Genomic DNA, 17013 nt, shown 5'->3' on the forward strand with positions numbered 1-17013 from the left:
CATGATGGACATCGTCAACTATATGGGCGTGGCAATCTGTCGCTTGCCGTGGACAATGCAGTTAGAATCGTTGACAGATTCAACTAACGGGAGCCTTCGCCAATGAGCGCAACGAAACGCAACGCCGGTGCCGCGCCGCGGATCATTACCGACCTGCTTTCCTCACGTCTGCACAACCTGGCAGGCCTCTCCGCCGCGAGCGCATCGTTGCGCGTGCAGCGCAAGTTCGGGCTGACACTGCTGGAATGGCGATCGATTGGCATGCTCGGCGCGCACGCACCGCTTTCCTTGAAGGAGCTCGCACGACGCGCCGCATTGGACAAGAGCTATGCCAGCCGCACCGTATCGGGTCTAATCGAGCGCGGACTGATCGTCAGCGAGCGTAGCGATACCGATGCCCGCGCGGTGCTGCTGAGCCTGACCAAGGCCGGCGATGCGCTCTACCGAAAGGTGATCGTTGACGCCAACGCGCGTAACGAGCGGCTGCTGAGTCCGCTCAGCGCCGAGCAGCGCAAACAGTTGATGGAAATGCTGTCGATGCTCACCACCAGCGCGCGCGACGTGCTGGACGAAGAGCGGCGGGCCGCTGCGGGAGAGACCATCGACGAAGCGGAGACCCCGGCGCCGGCGGCTGACGCCGCCACGGAACAGGGTGGCGGCGCCGACCTCGATCTCGCCGAAATCCGCTCGCTGGTATCGCGCCTCAACCGGCTCGTGGGTGGCTCAGGCGGAGTGTAATACGGCGCGTAGCGGGTTCAGGCCGCTACGCAACACCCGGCTGTGCAACGGTCGACCGAGCACGGCTTCGCATTGCTTCGCAACCGCCAGCATGCCGTCCAGATCGATGCCGGTTCGGACGCCCATCGCGTCAAGCAGCGCCACCCAGTCCTCGGTGCACACGTTTCCGGTATGTCCGCCCCCGTACTGTACCTTGGCGGGATGACCGCCCACGCCGCCCATCGCGCAATCGAAGTGAGTCACCCCGGCTTCCAGCGCGGCAACATAGTTGACCAGGCCAGTGCCACGTGTGTCATGGAAATGCGCAATCGGGGTAACGTCCGGGAAGGCCTTCCGCATGGCGCGGAACAACGCACGCACGGTTAGGGGCGTCGCCATGCCGGTCGTGTCGCCGAGCGTCACGAACCTGACACCGGCATCGCGAAACCGCCCCACATCGCGCAGGACTTCCTGCGGATCGACATGGCCCTCGAACGGGCAGCCGAACGCGACCGAGATTGTGCCGATCATGCGGAAGCGCCCGCGCGCCGCATCTGCCATCGCGCGAATGTTCAACCACTGATCGTCCCGGCTGCGCTTGAGGTTGCGCTCCGAGTGCGACGACGAGGCCGACACCAGCAGGCTCACCTCGGTGGCCCCGAAACCGGCCTCCAGGTCCGCGAGCGCGCGTTGCACCGCGTGGCCGTTAGCGCATGTCGCCTTGTACATCACGCCTTCTCGGCGTGGCAGCGTATGCAGTAGCTCGGTAGCATCCGCAAACTGCGGCACGACCTTCGGATTCGAGTACGACGTGGCCTCCACGCGGGGAAAGCCGATGGCCGCAAATCGATCGACGAGGGCCACCTTGGTTTCGGTGGACACAAAATCGGGCTCATGCTGCAACCCGTCGCGGGCAAAGCACTCACAGAGGACGACTTCGGCAGTCATGGATGTCTCCGACGCGGGATTCATGGGTTCGACGGGTGAAACAACGCGATGGCGTGCTCGCGCAGCTTGTTCTTCTGCACCTTGCCGCTGGCGGTCATGCCGATGCGCTCGAAGTCCGTCACGATGGCGGCGTAGCGCGGGGTACGGAAATTTGCCATGCGCGGCCTGGCCCATGCCAGCAACGTCTCGGCATCCAGCGTCGCGCCGGCCTTGAGCGTGACGAACGCGGCCGGCACTTCGCCCAGCCTCGCGTCGGGCACCCCCACCACCTGGGCTGAAGCCACGGCGGGATGGGACAGCAGGGCCTGTTCCACTTCGGCAGGCGCCACGTTCTCACCGCCGACGCGGAACACGTCCTTGAGCCGGCCGACCAGCCGCAGGCGTCCATCGGTGCGCAACGCCCCAAGATCGCCGGTGCGCAGCCAGCCGTCCGCGGTGAATACCTTGGCGTTCGCCTCGGGCTGCTTGTAGTAGCCCCGCATGACGCCCCAGCCCTTGACCTGGATCTCGCCCACCTCGTCGACGCCACAGACGACGCCCGACGCCTCATCGATGATCCGCACCGCCACGCCTTCATGCGGGAGCGCGAACCCACCCACGCGCAGCGCTGCATCGTCGCGCCAGTCATTGATCACGACGTTGGGCGACGCCTCCGACAGCCCATACGCCCAGCAAATCGTCTCGATGCCCATCTCGTCGATGATGCGCTGCATCGTGTCGGCGCCTGCCGCGGCCCATCCACCGCGCAGATGCAAACGCGAGCGGTCGAACGACGGGTGGGAGATCAGCATCTGGAACAACGTCTCATTGCCCGAGATGAACGTGCAGCGCTCCCGCTCCATCATCGCCAGCGCGGCGCCGGCATCGAACGTCGGCAGGGTGGCGATGCTCGCGCCCGCGCACAGCGCGCAAAGGAGGGACAGCGTGGAGCCGGCCACATGAAAGAACGGCCGACAGTTGAAATAGCAATCCGATGCTTCGATGCCAAGCCGCTGCCCGACAGCCGAGGCGTTGCGCAGCATATTGTCGTGCGTGAGCATCACGCCCTTCGGGTACGCCGTGGTGCCCGACGTGAACTGGATCAGCAGCAGGTCATCCGGCGTCACGGCGCGCATGGCATCCGCGAGCGCTTCATCGCTCAGGGCATCGCCGGCGGCGAGAAATGCCTCCCAGCCGAGCCCAGCGTGCGGCACATCGTTGCCGACCACCACCACGTCGCCGAGCAGTGGCAGCGCCTGCCCCGGCAGTTCATGGTCGACAGCGGGTTCCACCTCGCGGAGGAAACCCATGAAATCGATCTTCAGGAAGCGGTCCGCCAGGATCAGCAGCCGCACATCGGACTGGCGCAGGCAGTACTCGATTTCCGCAGCCTTGAAGCGGGTGTTGACCGGCACGGTCACGGCACCGATCAGCGCAGCGCCGTAGAAGCTCGCCACCCAATTCACATCGTTACCGCACAGCAGGCCGACGAATTCTCCGCGCTTCACGCCGCGCGCCAGCAGCGCCTTGGCAACGCGGCGCGATTGCGCTTCGAGGTCGCGCCACGTGGCGGCCCCGTCAGGCGTGACCAACGCGCGCCGCGCCCCACCCAGGCTGGCCTGCTGCGCCAGCACTGCTGCCAATGTGCGAGGTTCCCACGTCATGCTCTACCTCCAAATCCACCAATTCCCGCCCGCCAGTCGGAGCGGGCCAGGTTCTCTTCGATTGCCAGAAGTTCTTCCGCCAGCGCACCGCGCGGGCCCAGCTCGATGCCGCGATCGATGCAGCGTTTGGCCAGGCGCATGCCCAGCGGCGGTGCCTTGGCGATGCTTGCCGCCATGGCGGCCACTTCGGCGTCCAGGCTCTCAGGCGCGACAATGCGCGTGACGAGGCCGACGTCCTGCGCTTCCGCCGCCGTCAGTCGTCGTCCGGTGAACATCATGTCCTTGGCCAGCCGCTTGCCGACGATCCGCGCCAGTCGCTGGGTTGCACCCACGGTGCCCCACTGCGCCTCAGGCGTCCAGAACGTAGCGTCGGGCGTGGCAACTGCAAGGTCGCAGGCCGCAGCAATCTCCACGCCAGAACCGGCCGCCGAACCGGCTACCACCGCGATCACTGGCATCGGCAGGCGTTCCAGCGCGTCGTAGGCAAAGAATCCACGCATGCGGCGGGCCAGCACCTGCGCTTCATCCATCGTCTTGCGCTCCTTGAGGTCGGCGCCGGCGCAGAACGCCGGACCGGCAGCGCGCACCAGCACCACGCGCACGTCCGGATCGGCGGCAGCCGCCGTGGCGGCGGCCTGCAACCCCTCGCACATGGCCAGGTTCAGCGCATTGCGGCTATCCGGCCGGTTCAGCGTGATGGTGGCAACGCCGCCTTCCACCGCGTAGAGCACGGCGGGGGCTGTGCCCGTTTCGTTCGATTCAGTCATGGTTATCTCGATACGCCTCGGTCTGGCTACACCTTAGATGGCCTTGGCTTCGCGCAGGGCCTTCACGCGTTCGGCGTCCATGCCCAGCCAGTCGCGCAGCACGTCGCCCGTATGCTCGCCAAGCAGCGGGGGCCGTCCCACCTCGGGGTTGTCCCAGCCGTCGAAGCGCAGCGGCACTGGCAGCGCCTGAAACGTGCCGATGACAGGATGATCGAATTCCGCCACCATGCCCCGCGCTTGCACATGGGGATCGGACAGGACTTCATCCACCGACTTGATCGGGCCGGCGGGCACACCCGCGTTGTCCATGGCCTCGCACAGCGCGGCACCCTCACACGCCGCGATGGCCTCGGTCAGCCGCTGCATCACTTCATCGCGCCGGCGCACGCGGCCCGCGTTCGTCTGGAGTTCCGGATCGGCGCCCCATGTCTCGAGTTTCAGCACCTGGCAGAGCGGCACCCAGTGCTGGTCGCTCGCCGTAATATGGAGCCAGCGGCCGCACGCAGCCTGGAAACTCGCCGATGGCACGCGGCCGGGGTGCTCCGTGCCCATGCGCGGCGGCACTTCGTGCAGCGTGAACCAACGCGCCGCCGCCAGCGTGAGCAGGCTGACCTGTGCGTCGAACATCGAAAGATCGATGTGACAGCCCTGCCCTGACGCACTGCGGCCTTGCAGCGCCGAGAGCACGGCGATGGCGGCCCACAGGCCGGACGTCAGGTCTGCCATCGGCAAGCCGGGCTTCACGGGCCCACCGCCGCGCTCGCCGGTCAGGCTCATCAGCCCGCCCATCGCCTGGAACACGGTGTCGTAGCCCTTGCGCGCGGCGTAGGGGCCGGTCTGCCCGAACCCGGTACAGGAAAGATAGACCAGCTTCGGATTGATCTCGCGCAGCGTCTCGGGGCCGAGTCCATAGCGCTTGAGCGTGCCGACCGGGAAGTTCTCGATCACCACATCGACCTTGGCCGCCAGATCCCGCACGATCTGTTGCCCCGCCTCATTGCGCAGGTTGATCGTGATCGACTGCTTGCTCCGATTGAACGCCATGAAGTAGGCGCTTTCGCTCCCCCCCTCGGCCTCCACCTGCGGTTCGAAACTGCGGGTCTCGTCACCGGCGCCGGGCTGCTCGACCTTGATCACCGTGGCACCGAGTTCCGCAAGGATCATCGAGGCGAACGGGCAGGCCAGCACCCGCGAGAGGTCGAGAATCGTGATGTGTTCGAGTGGCTTGTTCATGGCGCGCTACCGCTCCGTCCGCACGAAGCTGCGCATGCGCTTGTTGGCTTCGCGCCCGACCTCCAGACCCGCTTCCAGCGGCAGGTCCACCACGCGGTGGAACGTCTGCTTGGTGGTGGCCATGGCCGCACGACTGACCTCTGCCAGACGACTGGCCAGCGCCATGGTCTCCTCCATCAGCAGGTGGTCGTCATGCACGGCGTTGACCATGCCCAGCGCGACAGCGCGCTCCGCATCGATCGATTCGCCGGTGGCCACGAGGTGAAATGCCGCCTTGCGGCCAATCTGCCGCGTCAGATTGGGCAGGACGATCGCGGCCACGATGCCATGCTTCACTTCCGGATAGCCGATGCGGGCCGAGCGCGCGGCGAGGGCCAGATCGCATGCAATGGCCAGCCCTGCACCACCGCCCATCGCGAAGCCGTTGATGGCGGCAATCACCGGCTTGCTCATCCGCGAGACGCTGAGATGCAACTGCATCGTCAGCGCGGCGCGCTCTTCCACGCGCGACATCTGGTCCGAGGTCAGGTCCTTGAACTCGCCGATGTCGGCACCGGCGCAGAAGGCCGAGCCATTGCCCGTGAGCACGACGACGTGCACGGCATCATCGGCTTCGGCCGCCGCCAACGCCTCCACCAGCCCACGCGTCAGGGCATTGTTCAGCGCGTTGCGCTTTTCCGGGCGGTTCATGCGCAGCACGCGCACCTGGCCGACATCCTCAATCTGCAGTTCGCTCATGTCCCCACCTCTCTACTTCCATTGATTTGCCATACGCGCCATCGCTTCGCGCGTCTCTGCCGCAATGCGTTCGACCAACACGCCGGCGGGCACTAGCCCATCGATCAGCGCGGCGCTCTGGCCCGCCTCGACCTTGCCCTGCTCGACATCGCCATCCAGGGCGGCCATCTTGAGCGACCGGCTGCCGAACAGCGCCTCGAGCGCCTCGCGCGGCTGACCTGCCCGTTCCGCCGCCTCGTACTCGTCGGTGAACGCATTGCGCACCGCACGAATCGGCAGGCCACGCCAGCCCACGAGCGTGGTATCGCCCACCCCGGCCGCCAGCACCTTCTCCTTGTAGGCGTCGTGCAGCGAGGCCTCGGGGGTCAGGAGGAAGCGTGTCCCCATCTGCACGGCATCCGCGCCGAGGCAAAGCATGGCCGCAACGCCCGCGCCATCGGCAATCCCGCCGCCGGCCACGATCGGCAAGTCAACGGCACGCGCAATCAATCGCACCAGCACCAGCGTGCTCGTACCGCTGGGCGGCGGATGTCCACCCGCCTCGCCGCCCACCACGACCAGCCCATCGACGCCGGCGGACGCCGCCTTGCGCGCATGGTCGGGATGCGCCACCACGTGTAGCCACTTGACCCCGGCGGCCTTGAAGCGGTCGATGTGTTCGCGCGGACTGCCTTGCGACGCGATGAGGATCGGCACGCCTTCGTCCAGCACGATCTGCAGATGCTCGGCCGCCCGTTTGTTGTACAGGGCGACGTTGACCGCGAACGGCGCATCGGTGATCTCGCGCACTTCGCGAATCGCACGGCGCAGGTCGTCGGGCCGCATCGGGCCAGCCGCGATCACGCCCAGGCCGCCGGCCTTCGACACCGCCCCGACGAGCGGAGAACTCGACGACGCCCAGCTCATGCCCGCCTGGATGATGGGGTAGCGGATCCCAAGCAATTCGGTGATTCGCGTCTTGATGCTCATCTGTTGATTCCTCTGCAAAAGCGGTTACTCCGCGGTGATGCCTGCTGCCTTGATCACCGGCCCCCATCGCCCCTGCTCGGACTTGATCAGCGCGCGGTAGGCGTCGGGAGTGCTGGACTGTGCGATACCGCCCTGCTCGGCAAACTTCTCGATGAGGTCGGGGGTACGCAATGCGGCGGTGACGGCATCGACGATCTTGCGGGACACATCGTCGGGCAGGCCACGTGGCGCGACGATGCCGTACGCCCCTGCGGCAAGCACCTTCGGCAAGCCGGCTTCGGCCGCCGTGGGCACATCGGGAAGCGCCGCGAGCCGCTTGGTGTCCGTCACCATCAGCGCGCGAAGCTTGCCGCCCTTGATCAGGTGCGCGACCGCCGGGACTTCGGCGATGAACATGTCCACCTGTCCGCCCATCAGGTCCTGCACGGCGGGCGCGCCGCCCTTGTATGGCACGTGGCGCAGGCGGATGCCCGCTTCGCGCTGGAATAGCGCGCCAACCACGTGCGTGCTGCTACCCACGCCCGCAGACGCAACGGTGAACTTCTCCGGCTCGCGCTTGGCCGCTGCCTGCAGATCCGCGACCGATTTGAAGGGAGAGCTGGCATTGACCACCAGCAGGTTCGGGGTGGAGACCATCGTGCTCAGGTAGGCCACGTCCTTGAGCGGGTCGAATGGCATCTTGGGAGAAATGAACGGTGCGTAGACCATCGCGCCCGTACCGGCCATGCCCAGCGTATAGCCGTCTGCCGTGGCACGCGTCACGCCCGAGATACCCACGAGCCCCCCGGCGCCGGGCCGGTTCTCCACGACGATCGTCTGCCCGATCCGCGTGGTCATGGACTTGGCGAGCGTGCGCGCCATCACGTCAGCCGGCCCGCCGGCCGCGAACGGCACCACCAGAACGATCGGCCGGTCCGGATAGGCCGCCTGCGCAGGGCTGACCGTCAACAGGGCAGCCGTCCACAGCGAGTACATCATCAGGCGCAACATCATGTCTCCTTTATTAGAACTGCCTGGATATTTGTGGACATAGTATTTTATATCGTTGCGTTTGTCCACTATATGGTTGTACGCATCTCGCTCTATACTTCATCCGTCGTTTCACTCCGCACTGAACTATGGAATACGCTCCTGGCATCAGCCAGCTTGCTGGGCTGCTGGCCGACCCCGGCCGTGCGGCCATGTTGTGGGCGTTGATGGATGGCAGCGCGCGGCCGGCCGGCGAACTGGCGATGATTGCCGGGCTGTCGGCCTCGTCCACCAGCGGCCATCTCGCCCGCATGTCCGAAGGCGGCCTGCTCGCCGTGGAGACGCGTGGGCGCAATCGCTATTACCGGCTGGCCACGCCGGAAATTGGTGTGGCCATCGAGGCGCTTGCGTCGGCGTCGCTGGCCAGCCAGCCGCCGCGCGTGCGTGCCGTGCCGGTCTCCCGCACGGCGCCGCCGGCGCTGCGACAGGCTCGCACCTGTTATGACCATCTGGCTGGGGAACTTGCGGTGGGTCTTTTCGAACGAATGTCCGAAGCGGGCTGGCTGATCGTGTCGGGCAGCGCCGTCGACCTCAGCGCCCCCGGCGCGGAGGCGATGGGGCAGCTTGGCATCGACCTGGGCGCCACCCGCCGCAAGCGCCGGCAGTTCGCCTGCACCTGCCCGGACTGGAGCGAACGCAAGCCCCATCTGGGCGGGGCGCTCGGCGCGGCGCTGCTCGACAGCCTGCTGGCACGCGGATGGATCGAGCGTACGGACACGTCGCGCGCCCTGCGCGTGACGCCTCGCGGCCAGCGCGAAATCGTGAACGTGGCAGCCTGACGGATATGAATACCGAAGCCAGAGGAGGAGCAGATGGCAATTGAACTGGACGACGACGCGCAAGACGCCATCAGCCGGCTATTCGCGCTGATTAACCTCGGCGACAGCGCCCAGACCAGCCGGCAGTTTTCGCTGTTCGAGGAAGCGCTGGAAGACGCCGAGGAAGACGAGATCGATGCCGCCGGCCTGCTGTGGCAGGTCAAGGACATCATCGATTGGGAATCCGGCTTTTATGTCGACTGGAAAGACGCCGAGTCCTTTATCGGCTGCCTGAACCAGCTTTGCGAGCGGATCGACCTCGAGGTGGACTGGGGCACCGAGGACACCGAGGACGAAGACTTCCTGGAGGGCACGAGCGTGCCCGAGCTGATGGAGATCGTCGCCACGCAGCTACGCATGGCCGGCTACACGCTCTGGAACTGGGATACCGGCGGCGACGCCTACGGCGGCTGGATCACGCGCAGCGAAGACGACGAAGAGATACTCGAGATCGCCGACACGCTCGGCTTCGACATCCGTCCCGGCGACCAGCCCTACTGACCGACCGGCTCGCCTGGAAACTCAGTCGAGCCCGATCACCACCGCGCCGCCGTCACCGTCCGGGGTATCGGCGATGTCGGCGCTGTCCGATCCATCCGTGCCCCCCAGCGCCTTGGCGCGCGGTGCCGGGCGCCGGGTCTCCGGCACGCCCAGCGTTTCCTCGAGCACAGTGAGGAAGGCCCGCACGCTCGGCGGCATCAGCTTGCGCGCGGGCATCAGCACGTACACCTTCAGCGGCGACGACGTATAGCCGGGCAGCACGCGCACCAGTTGGCCGTGCACCAGATGCTCGTGCACGAAGCGGGGCGACATGCGCGCCACGCCCAGCCCATCCAGCGCGGCCTTGAGCCGGACTTCAGCGTTATGCGTGGAGATGCGCGGCGAGACGTCCATGGCGAAGGTTTCCACCCCATCGCGCAGGAATTCCCATTGCACATCGTCGAGGTTGCCGAGCGTCGGCCAGCCCTTCAGGTCCTGCGGCGCGCGCGGCAGGCCGTGCTCGCGGATCAGCGCGGGCGCCGCATAGAACGCACGCTCGATCAGCACCACGCGCTTGCTCGCGAACGAGCTGTCGTGGAGGTTGGTGTCGGTCATGACGAAGGCGAGGTCATAGCCGTGGCGAATCAGGTCGGGCTGGTCCCAGCTCATGTCCAGTTCCACATGCAGCGACGGGTGCAGCTTAAGTAACCTGGAGAGCGAGGCGGACAGGTGCTGCGAACCCACCTCGTAAGGCGTGGCGATGCGCAGCGTGCCGCTGACCTCGGCACTCACCGAGGCGGCCTCGGCGCTGATCTCGCGCAACTCGCCAAACAGGGGCGCCACGCGGTCATAGAGCTGCTGGCCGCGCTGGGTCACGCGCACGCGCCGCGTGGTCCGCTCGAACAGGCGCACACCAAGCTGGGTTTCCAGCCGGGCAACCGCCGCGCTGGCCGATGACTTGGGCACTTCCGCCAGTTCGGCGCCCTGCGTGAAGCCGCCCCCTTCCACCACGCGGCAGAAGATTTCCCAGTCTTTCCAGTCGATCGATTTCATGCAGACACCTTCGTCACCCACGCCCTGTGGGCGAGGCGGAATTGTCCCACAGCCCGGACAATCCCGCTGCCGACGTTCACGCCGATAGCCGCCGCGCCGGGCGGCGCGCACGGCATTTGATGCAGGTCATCGTGCGGGAAAACATTGATTGGGAATTGTTCTTGTTACCGCGTACGATTCCGGCATCCGCCCCGGATGGGGCTTCTTGCGGGAGCTGCAATGCTGAAAGTGGCCGTACTTCTCATCGCCGGTGCGTTTTCCACGGGGGCCTTCGCGGGCGCCAAGTGCGACAAGCATCCGAAGTCCGAATGGATGCCCGAGGCCGACGCCAAGGCCAAGATCGCGGCCCAGGGCTACAACATCAAGAAGTTCAAGGTGGACGGCAACTGCTACGAGATCTATGGCACCACCAAGGACGGCAAGAAGGCCGAGATCTACTTCGACACGAAGACGCTCGACATCGTGAAGTCCGAGATCGAGAAGTAAGCATGTCGGTGCCGGCCGGCCAGCTGCGCAATACCACCACGCTCCGCGTCTGGGACGTGGTGGTGCGGCTCACGCACTGGAGCGTGGCGGCCATCGTCTGCTACGACCTCATCGACGATTCCGGCGACCAGATGCACCGCGTGCTGGGCTACGTGGCCGCCGGACTTGTGCTGTTTCGCATTCTCTGGGGCTTCATCGGCAGCGAACACGCGCGCTTCCGCGCCTGGCTGCCGCGCCCCGCCGGCGTGCTGGCCCATGCCCGGGCCATGGCCCGACGCCGCACGCCGCGCTTCATCAGCCACACCCCGCTCGGCGCGGTGATGATGCTGGCGATGTGGACCCTGATCCTGCTGCTCGCCGTTACCGGCTGGCTCTCCCGCTTCGACGCGTTCTGGGGCGAGGACTGGCCCATCGACATCCATCGCTGGCTCTCCAACACGCTGCTCGGGCTGGTGGTGGTGCACGCGCTGGTGGCCATCGTTACCAGCGTGGCCGGCAAGGAAAACCTGGTCGGGGCGATGATCACCGGCCGCAAGCCGCGCGACCTCGACTAACCTGGGGTTGCCGCGCCGGCGCCGCCCGTGGCATAGTAGCCCCGTCATACCGCATCACCCGCCATACCCGTTTTACCCGCGTTATCGGGAGAGACTGTGCCTGCCGCCCGGCAGGCCGGCGCCGAAGGAGCAACCGCCCCGGAAACTCTCAGGCCAAAGGACCGGTAACGCCATTGCACTCTGAAGAACCCCGGCTCGCGTCAGCCGACGGTACCGAAGGAGCAAGCGATGCGCCCGCGCGCATCGTGAATCTCTCAGGTCAAGGACAGAGGGGGCGTGCGTCGCGCATGGTGCGCCACGTACCCCCCATCCACGACGTCCTGGAAGACCTGACAACATGAAGACAATCGCTGTCATCGGCGGTGGCATCACCGGCGTGACGACCGCTTACGCCCTCGCCAAACGTGGTTTCGCGGTCACACTGCTCGAGCGCCATCGCTACGCCGCCATGGAAACCTCGTTCGCCAATGGCGGCCAGCTCTCCGCGTCGAACGCCGAGGTCTGGACCCACCGCTCCACGCTGGTCAAGGGCATCAAGTGGATGCTCCGCAACGACGCGCCGCTGCTCGTGAACCCCCGCCCCACCTGGCACAAGCTGAGCTGGTTCGCCGCGTTCATCGCCGCCATGCCGCACTACCGGGCCAACACGATCGAGACCGCCCGCCTGGCCATCGCCGCCCGCGCACACCTGTTCGACTGGGCCGAGGCGGAAGGCATCGACTTCGATCTCAAGCGGCAGGGCATCCTCCATATCTACCGGGACAAGGCCGGCTTCGACCATGCCGGCGAGGTCTCCACGCTGCTGGCCGAGGGCGGCCTGCCGCGCCGCGCGGTCACACCCGAGGAAATGCGCGCGATCGAGCCGACGCTGGCCGGCCAGTACTACGGCGGCTACTACACCGAGAGCGACGCCACCGGCGACATCCACAAGTTCACCTCCGGCCTGGCCGCGGCGGCCCAGCGGCTGGGCGTGGTCACGCGCTACAGCCAGGACGTGCAGTCGGTCAACTCGGACGGCCGCACGGCCACCATCACCGTCCGCGACGGTAATCAGACAAGTTCGACAACCTTCGACGCCGTAGTGGTCTGCGCCGGCGTGGCCAGCCGGCAGTTCGCCACGCAACTGGGCGACCGCGTGAACATCTACCCGGTGAAGGGCTATTCGATCACGGTGAACTTGCCCGACGCCGCCAGCCAGGCTGCGGCGCCCACGGTCAGCCTGCTCGACGACGAGACCAAGCTCGTGACCAGCCGGCTCGGCGTGGACCGTTTCCGCGTGGCCGGCACGGCCGAGTTCAACGGCATCGACCGCGACATCCGCGCGGACCGCATCCGGCCCCTGATCGACTGGGTCAACACCTGCTTCCCCGGCGTGAGCACGCGCAGCGTGGTGCCGTGGGCAGGGCTGCGGCCGATGATGCCGAACATGATGCCGCGCGTGGGGCGCGGACGGCAGGCCAACGTGTTCTACAACACGGGCCACGGGCATCTGGGGTGGACGTTGTCGGCGGTGACGGCCGAGATGGTGGGCGATGTCATCCGGCAGGCGGCGGTACCGCGTGCTTTCTCCCCTCTCCCGCTTGCGGGAGAGGGGTTGGGGGAGAGGGCCGGCGTGACCGGACGCGATATCGCTGCCTGAACCGCCAGCCCTCTCCCCCGCCCCTCTCCCTGAGGGAGAGGGGCGACAACCATCGCGCCAACGAAAAAGGCCCCGCTTGCGCGGGGCCTTTTTCTTCAATCTTGGTGCCCAGGAGAGGACTCGAACCTCCACAGTGTTGCCACCGCTAGGACCTGAACCTAGTGCGTCTACCAATTCCGCCACCTGGGCAAGGTGAGCGGCGCATTCTACAGGAGCTTGCGGATTTTGCAAGCCCCTGCGCGTGCCACTATGCCTGCAGGCCCATGTAGATCTTCCCGTCCTGGACGAAGCGATTGCGCCCGGCGCGCTTGGCCTGGTACATCGCGCTGTCCGCGCGGTGCAGCAGCGGCTCCAGCCGTGGCGCGTCCGGCACCGTACAGGCCGCGCCCACGCTAATCGTGACGAAGGGCTGCACTGGCGTGCCGTTGTGCGGGATCTCCAGGTCGCGCACCGCCGCCACCATGCGGCGCGCCACGTTGCGCGTCTCGTCCTGCGAGGCGTCCGGCAGCACCACCGCGAATTCCTCGCCGCCCAGCCGCGCGCAGAACTGCTCGCCCACCAGCACGCTGGTCAGCGCGGTCGCCACCCGGCGCAGGCAATCGTCGCCGCAGGGGTGGCCGTACAGGTCGTTGTATTGCTTGAAGAGGTCCACATCGAGAATCAGCAGCCCGATCGGCTCGCCCGCCTCGAAGGCCCGGGTCACGGCCAGCAGCGACTCGCGCTGGAAGAAACGCCGGTTGGGGATGCCGGTCAGCGCGTCGATGTCGAGGTCCGCCTCCACGCGCGAGAGCTTCGCCTCGGTCTGGCCGAGCTGGGCCGTCAGCGCCAGTTCGCGCGACTGGTAGCGGCTGATGTCGCGCATGAAGACCAGCGTGCCGATGCGCTTGCCGTCCAGCCGCATCACCGGCTCCGCCGTCACCTCGTAGTGCGCGCCCTGGGGAATGTAGGGGATGGCGCCGACGTCGGCCCCCGCCTCGCGCGGCTGGCGCAGCGCCTCGTCCCATACGGCCGGCATCGGCTGCCCCCGGCGCAGGTCGGGCACCAGCCGCAGGGCGGCCGGGTTGAACTCGACGAGCCGCCCCTTCGCGTCGACGATCACGCAGCCGTCGCCAATCGTGTCGAACACGCGCAGCCGCGCGTAGTGGCCGATGTCGTCCAGATGGGTACGCAGCGCACAGATCCAGACCACCACCGTCATCAGGGAAAACGTGGCCGGGGTCAGGTCGCCGCCGAGCGGGCTGGTCCAGCGCTGCAGGTAGGCCATGTGGGTGAGCAGCGGCAAGGTGAGGCTGCTGGCCACGATGGCCCGGCCCCGCCGGGTCAGCGCCGCATTGGGCACCTCGGCCGTGAGCAGGAAAACCAGGCTTAGCAGCAGCATGAAGTAGGTCCACGCCGCCACCACCACGTAGCCGGGGCCATGGTGGAAGATCGCGCCCGGCGAGACGCCGGCCGGCATCAGGTCGATGCGCGTCCAGATCAGGTGATGCCGCTCGTTGGTCAGCACCATCACCACCGACGCCACGGCGGCCAGCACCGGCAGCCACAGGCGCGACCACGGCACCACGTAGCGCGGCCGGCTCAGGTGGATCATCGCCACCAGCCAGCCGATGGGCACCATCACGATGCCCGCGTACTGGGCCTTGGCCCAGAAGATGCGCCCGTCCAGATCGGTCGAGCTGACTTCGAGCAGCCGGCCGCCGCTCCAGATGGCCACGCCGCCGGCCAGCACGAGGAAAGCCTTGATCGTGGGATCGTCGCGGCGCGGCCAGGTGGCGATAACCATGCCCACGCTGCACACCACGGCTATGGTCAGGCAAAGGACAAGAGGGTACGAGGGCATGAGAACGGCGGGGAACCTGATAATAACCGCCGCGCCCGACATGGCGGAGGCGCCCCATTATAGGGGCTAGCCGGGGCGCCACCCCATCGCCCTCACTTACTTGGAGCGGCTGCGGTCCCCGCCGCGCGAGTCCATGATGATCATGGTGCGGTCCAGCACGCCGGCGTCATCGAAATAGACGCTGAAGTGCGCCGGCAGGTTGCCGGCCATGTACATCCGATAGCTCCATGCCTCGCGCTTCATCAGGGCGAAGTACTGCACCGGCTCGCGCGGGAGGCCGAAGCGCTCGGCGATGTCGCGCTTGGTCCAGACCCCGGGGCGCGCCTCGTAGATCTCCTTCTCGGTCAGGGTCTGGCGGAAGCCGGCCAGCTTGCCGGCGGCGTCGAAGTCGGCCGCGTAGACCTCGAAGCCGTAGGGCTGCTTGGAATAGATCCAGCGCTGGGTGCCGTCGGCCAGTTGGTAGGTCTCGGTCGGGTTGCCGAATGTCTCGCGTACCGAGCTTTGCGGGCTGCCGAGCATCGACTGGGCGGTCTGCACCGGCTGGAGCGTGGCGCAGCCGCCGAGGACCACGGCGGCCAGGGCGGCAAGGAGGGCGACGCGGACGGCGCGCCCGGAAATCGGGTTGGGCATGGCATGTCTCCAGAGTCCATGCCAAGCATAGCCCAGCCGGCCGAACTCAGCGTTGCGGCTGCGGCCAGCCCGCGCGGACGATCTCCCGGTCGTCGATCGGCCAGTGCAGCGCGGCGGCCACCACCCCGAGCGCCATCGCCCCCATCCACACCAGGTCGTAGGAGCGCGTGGCCTCAAACACCACCCCGCCCAGCCAGACCCCGAGGAACGAGCCAAGCTGATGGCCGAAGAACACGAAGCCGAACAGCGTGGTGATGTAGCGCACGCCGAAGACCTGCGAGACGATGCCGCTGGTCAGCGGCACGGTGCCGAGCCAGAGGAAGCCCATCACCGCCGCAAACCCGTAAAGCGTGGCGGCGCTGAGGGGCAGCAGCACGAACAGCGCCATCGCCGCCGTTCGTACTAAATAGATACCGGCCAGCAGATACTTGCGCGAATGCCGCCCGCCCAGCACGCCGAACCAGTACGTCCCGGCGATATTGGCCAGCGCGATGATCGCCAGCGCCGCCATGCCTTCGGACGGCTGCATGCCCTTGTCCCGCAGGTAGGCCGGCAGGTGATTGGCGATAAAAGCCAACTGAAAGCCACATGCGAGGAAGCCGAGGTTGAGCAGCCAGAAGCCCGAATGGCGGAAGGCCTCGCGCACCGCCCCGAGCAGCGGCGGCTGGGCGCCCCCGGCACCGGCACCGCTGGCGGGGTGCGTCCGATCCTGGAATGGCAGCGCCAGCGGGAGCATGGCGGCGGCGGTCACGGCCAGGATCACCAGCGCGCCGCGCCAGCCGGCCTGGAGGATCATCACCTGCGCGCCCGGCACCAGCAGGAACTGGCCGATGCCACCCATCGCTCCGGCGAGCCCCAGCGCCCGGCTGCGCTGCGCCGGCGCGATCATCCGGCTCAAGGCGCCGTAGACCACGCCGAAGGTGGTGCCGGACAGCGCCACGCCCACGCACAGCCCCGCCGACCAGACGAAGGCCGCCGGCGTGGCCGCCTGTGCCATCAGGAACAGGCCGACCGCGTACAGCGACAGCCCGGCCAGCATCACCCGGGCGGAGCCGAAGCGGTCCGCCACCATGCCCGTGAACGGCTGGGCCAGCCCCCAGGTCAGGTTCTGCACGGCCATGGCGAAGGCGAAGGTCTCGCGCGTCCAGCCCCGGTCCGTGATGATCGGCAGCATGAACAGGCCCTGCACGTGGCGCGCACCGAGCGCCAGCCCCATCACCAGCCCGCCGGCCAGCAGCAGGAACCAGGCGGTGCGCCACCAGGGTGGCGAACCGGTCGGCAATGCGCCGGCGGCATGGGAGGCGGGGCGTTGGGTCATGTCGGGAGGATGGGACGATCGGGTTGGGAGATCGCTCTATTTCAGGCGATCGGGGGCGCAGGCTCAAGCGACATTTCCGCCCTCCTGCCATGCGTGGTGGTCATGGCAGCGGGGGCCGAGCCGTGCTTTAATCCCAACACCTTCCCCACCC

The 17013-nt window shown here is 67.3% G+C and carries 17 protein-coding genes, 1 tRNA gene and 1 riboswitch; of the genes, 6 read left to right on the forward strand and 12 right to left on the reverse strand.

The genetic code is table 11. The features are described from left to right. Positions 1-102 precede the first annotated feature (102 nt). Positions 103-738, forward strand: coding sequence for a MarR family winged helix-turn-helix transcriptional regulator (locus BM115_RS11035; RefSeq protein WP_092293617.1), 636 nt, complete (start codon positions 103-105; stop codon positions 736-738). Here the strand turns inward: BM115_RS11035 and BM115_RS11040 are convergent. The 7 genes from BM115_RS11040 to BM115_RS11070 are packed head-to-tail and all read right to left on the reverse strand — an operon-like array spanning position 724 to position 8008. Continuing rightward, on the reverse strand, positions 724-1665 hold the full coding sequence (locus tag BM115_RS11040; RefSeq protein ID WP_092293620.1) for a hydroxymethylglutaryl-CoA lyase: 942 nt from the start codon (positions 1663-1665) through the stop codon (positions 724-726). The genes BM115_RS11035 and BM115_RS11040 overlap by 15 nt on opposite strands. A 20-nt stretch (positions 1666-1685) precedes the next feature. Beyond that, entirely contained in the window at positions 1686-3308 is a 1623-nt protein-coding gene (locus BM115_RS11045; RefSeq protein WP_092293622.1) for an AMP-binding protein, read from the reverse strand. Then, on the reverse strand, positions 3305-4075 hold the full coding sequence (locus BM115_RS11050; protein WP_092293624.1) for an enoyl-CoA hydratase/isomerase family protein: 771 nt from the start codon (positions 4073-4075) through the stop codon (positions 3305-3307). The genes BM115_RS11045 and BM115_RS11050 overlap by 4 nt, the downstream gene beginning before the upstream one ends. A 33-nt stretch (positions 4076-4108) precedes the next feature. After that, complete coding sequence (locus BM115_RS11055; protein ID WP_092293626.1) at positions 4109-5308, reverse strand: CaiB/BaiF CoA transferase family protein; 1200 nt, start codon at positions 5306-5308, stop codon at positions 4109-4111. Positions 5309-5314: 6 nt separating this feature from the next. Beyond that, complete coding sequence (locus BM115_RS11060) at positions 5315-6046, reverse strand: enoyl-CoA hydratase/isomerase family protein (RefSeq protein WP_092293628.1); 732 nt, start codon at positions 6044-6046, stop codon at positions 5315-5317. 12 nt (positions 6047-6058) lie between these two features. Beyond that, positions 6059-7015, reverse strand: coding sequence for an NAD(P)H-dependent flavin oxidoreductase (locus BM115_RS11065; RefSeq protein ID WP_092293630.1), 957 nt, complete (start codon positions 7013-7015; stop codon positions 6059-6061). Between the two features lie 24 nt (positions 7016-7039). Continuing rightward, positions 7040-8008 carry a Bug family tripartite tricarboxylate transporter substrate binding protein gene (locus tag BM115_RS11070; RefSeq protein ID WP_092293633.1) on the reverse strand — a complete coding sequence of 323 codons (969 nt, stop codon included), beginning with the start codon at positions 8006-8008 and terminating at the stop codon, positions 7040-7042. Between the two features lie 125 nt (positions 8009-8133). On the opposite strand from BM115_RS11070, the gene BM115_RS11075 reads away from it, so the two are divergent. Beyond that, entirely contained in the window at positions 8134-8823 is a 690-nt protein-coding gene (locus BM115_RS11075) for an ArsR/SmtB family transcription factor (RefSeq protein ID WP_092293635.1), read from the forward strand. A 33-nt stretch (positions 8824-8856) separates the two neighbouring features. Further along, a complete protein-coding gene (locus tag BM115_RS11080; protein ID WP_092293637.1) occupies positions 8857-9363 on the forward strand; it encodes a DUF6630 family protein in 507 nt (168 codons plus the stop codon). A 21-nt stretch (positions 9364-9384) separates the two neighbouring features. On the opposite strand, the gene BM115_RS11085 is transcribed toward BM115_RS11080, so the two are convergent. Next, entirely contained in the window at positions 9385-10395 is a 1011-nt protein-coding gene (locus BM115_RS11085; RefSeq protein WP_092293639.1) for a LysR family transcriptional regulator, read from the reverse strand. Between the two features lie 219 nt (positions 10396-10614). On the opposite strand from BM115_RS11085, the gene BM115_RS11090 reads away from it, so the two are divergent. The 3 genes from BM115_RS11090 (at position 10615) to BM115_RS11100 (ending at position 13074) form a co-directional block, all read left to right on the forward strand. Continuing rightward, complete coding sequence (locus BM115_RS11090) at positions 10615-10881, forward strand: PepSY domain-containing protein (protein ID WP_092293641.1); 267 nt, start codon at positions 10615-10617, stop codon at positions 10879-10881. A 2-nt stretch (positions 10882-10883) separates the two neighbouring features. After that, entirely contained in the window at positions 10884-11435 is a 552-nt protein-coding gene (locus tag BM115_RS11095) for a cytochrome b/b6 domain-containing protein (RefSeq protein WP_092293643.1), read from the forward strand. 75 nt (positions 11436-11510) lie between these two features. Further along, positions 11511-11609: riboswitch (glycine riboswitch) on the forward strand. A 163-nt stretch (positions 11610-11772) separates the two neighbouring features. Continuing rightward, positions 11773-13074, forward strand: a complete 1302-nt coding sequence (locus BM115_RS11100) for a D-amino acid dehydrogenase (protein ID WP_092293645.1) — start codon at positions 11773-11775, stop codon at positions 13072-13074. 102 nt (positions 13075-13176) lie between these two features. Here the strand turns inward: BM115_RS11100 and BM115_RS11105 are convergent. The 4 genes from BM115_RS11105 to BM115_RS11120 all read right to left on the reverse strand — a co-directional run bounded on the left by BM115_RS11105 (position 13177) and on the right by BM115_RS11120 (position 16862). After that, positions 13177-13263: transfer RNA gene (locus tag BM115_RS11105), tRNA-Leu, on the reverse strand. 58 nt (positions 13264-13321) lie between these two features. Then, the gene (locus tag BM115_RS11110) at positions 13322-14914 is read right to left on the reverse strand and encodes a histidine kinase N-terminal 7TM domain-containing protein (protein ID WP_092293647.1); all 1593 of its coding nucleotides are present in this window, start codon (positions 14912-14914) and stop codon (positions 13322-13324) included. Positions 14915-15010: 96 nt separating this feature from the next. After that, the gene (locus BM115_RS11115; protein WP_092293648.1) at positions 15011-15544 is read right to left on the reverse strand and encodes a hypothetical protein; all 534 of its coding nucleotides are present in this window, start codon (positions 15542-15544) and stop codon (positions 15011-15013) included. Between the two features lie 46 nt (positions 15545-15590). Then, positions 15591-16862: an MFS transporter gene (locus BM115_RS11120; protein ID WP_092293650.1), complete on the reverse strand. Its 1272-nt coding sequence runs from the start codon at positions 16860-16862 to the stop codon at positions 15591-15593. Between the last annotated feature and the right edge of the window lie 151 nt (positions 16863-17013).

Source organism: Cupriavidus sp. OV096, from assembly GCF_900115455.1.
Taxonomy (GTDB): Bacteria; Pseudomonadota; Gammaproteobacteria; order Burkholderiales; family Burkholderiaceae; genus Cupriavidus.

What these genes read in the sequence shown, in the direction of transcription:
- BM115_RS11100 (WP_092293645.1), top strand. Translation starts at nt 11,773, where the DNA reads ATGAAGACAATCGCTGTCATCGGCGGTGGCATCACCGGCGTGACGACC.
- BM115_RS11040 (WP_092293620.1), bottom strand. Translation starts at nt 1,665, where the DNA reads ATGACTGCCGAAGTCGTCCTCTGTGAGTGCTTTGCCCGCGACGGGTTG.
- BM115_RS11050 (WP_092293624.1), bottom strand. Translation starts at nt 4,075, where the DNA reads ATGACTGAATCGAACGAAACGGGCACAGCCCCCGCCGTGCTCTACGCG.
- BM115_RS11035 (WP_092293617.1), top strand. Translation starts at nt 103, where the DNA reads ATGAGCGCAACGAAACGCAACGCCGGTGCCGCGCCGCGGATCATTACC.
- BM115_RS11070 (WP_092293633.1), bottom strand. Translation starts at nt 8,008, where the DNA reads ATGATGTTGCGCCTGATGATGTACTCGCTGTGGACGGCTGCCCTGTTG.
- BM115_RS11120 (WP_092293650.1), bottom strand. Translation starts at nt 16,862, where the DNA reads ATGACCCAACGCCCCGCCTCCCATGCCGCCGGCGCATTGCCGACCGGT.
- BM115_RS11110 (WP_092293647.1), bottom strand. Translation starts at nt 14,914, where the DNA reads ATGCCCTCGTACCCTCTTGTCCTTTGCCTGACCATAGCCGTGGTGTGC.
- BM115_RS11115 (WP_092293648.1), bottom strand. Translation starts at nt 15,544, where the DNA reads ATGCCCAACCCGATTTCCGGGCGCGCCGTCCGCGTCGCCCTCCTTGCC.
- BM115_RS11045 (WP_092293622.1), bottom strand. Translation starts at nt 3,308, where the DNA reads ATGACGTGGGAACCTCGCACATTGGCAGCAGTGCTGGCGCAGCAGGCC.
- BM115_RS11075 (WP_092293635.1), top strand. Translation starts at nt 8,134, where the DNA reads ATGGAATACGCTCCTGGCATCAGCCAGCTTGCTGGGCTGCTGGCCGAC.
- BM115_RS11080 (WP_092293637.1), top strand. Translation starts at nt 8,857, where the DNA reads ATGGCAATTGAACTGGACGACGACGCGCAAGACGCCATCAGCCGGCTA.
- BM115_RS11085 (WP_092293639.1), bottom strand. Translation starts at nt 10,395, where the DNA reads ATGAAATCGATCGACTGGAAAGACTGGGAAATCTTCTGCCGCGTGGTG.
- BM115_RS11090 (WP_092293641.1), top strand. Translation starts at nt 10,615, where the DNA reads ATGCTGAAAGTGGCCGTACTTCTCATCGCCGGTGCGTTTTCCACGGGG.
- BM115_RS11055 (WP_092293626.1), bottom strand. Translation starts at nt 5,308, where the DNA reads ATGAACAAGCCACTCGAACACATCACGATTCTCGACCTCTCGCGGGTG.
- BM115_RS11060 (WP_092293628.1), bottom strand. Translation starts at nt 6,046, where the DNA reads ATGAGCGAACTGCAGATTGAGGATGTCGGCCAGGTGCGCGTGCTGCGC.
- BM115_RS11095 (WP_092293643.1), top strand. Translation starts at nt 10,884, where the DNA reads ATGTCGGTGCCGGCCGGCCAGCTGCGCAATACCACCACGCTCCGCGTC.
- BM115_RS11065 (WP_092293630.1), bottom strand. Translation starts at nt 7,015, where the DNA reads ATGAGCATCAAGACGCGAATCACCGAATTGCTTGGGATCCGCTACCCC.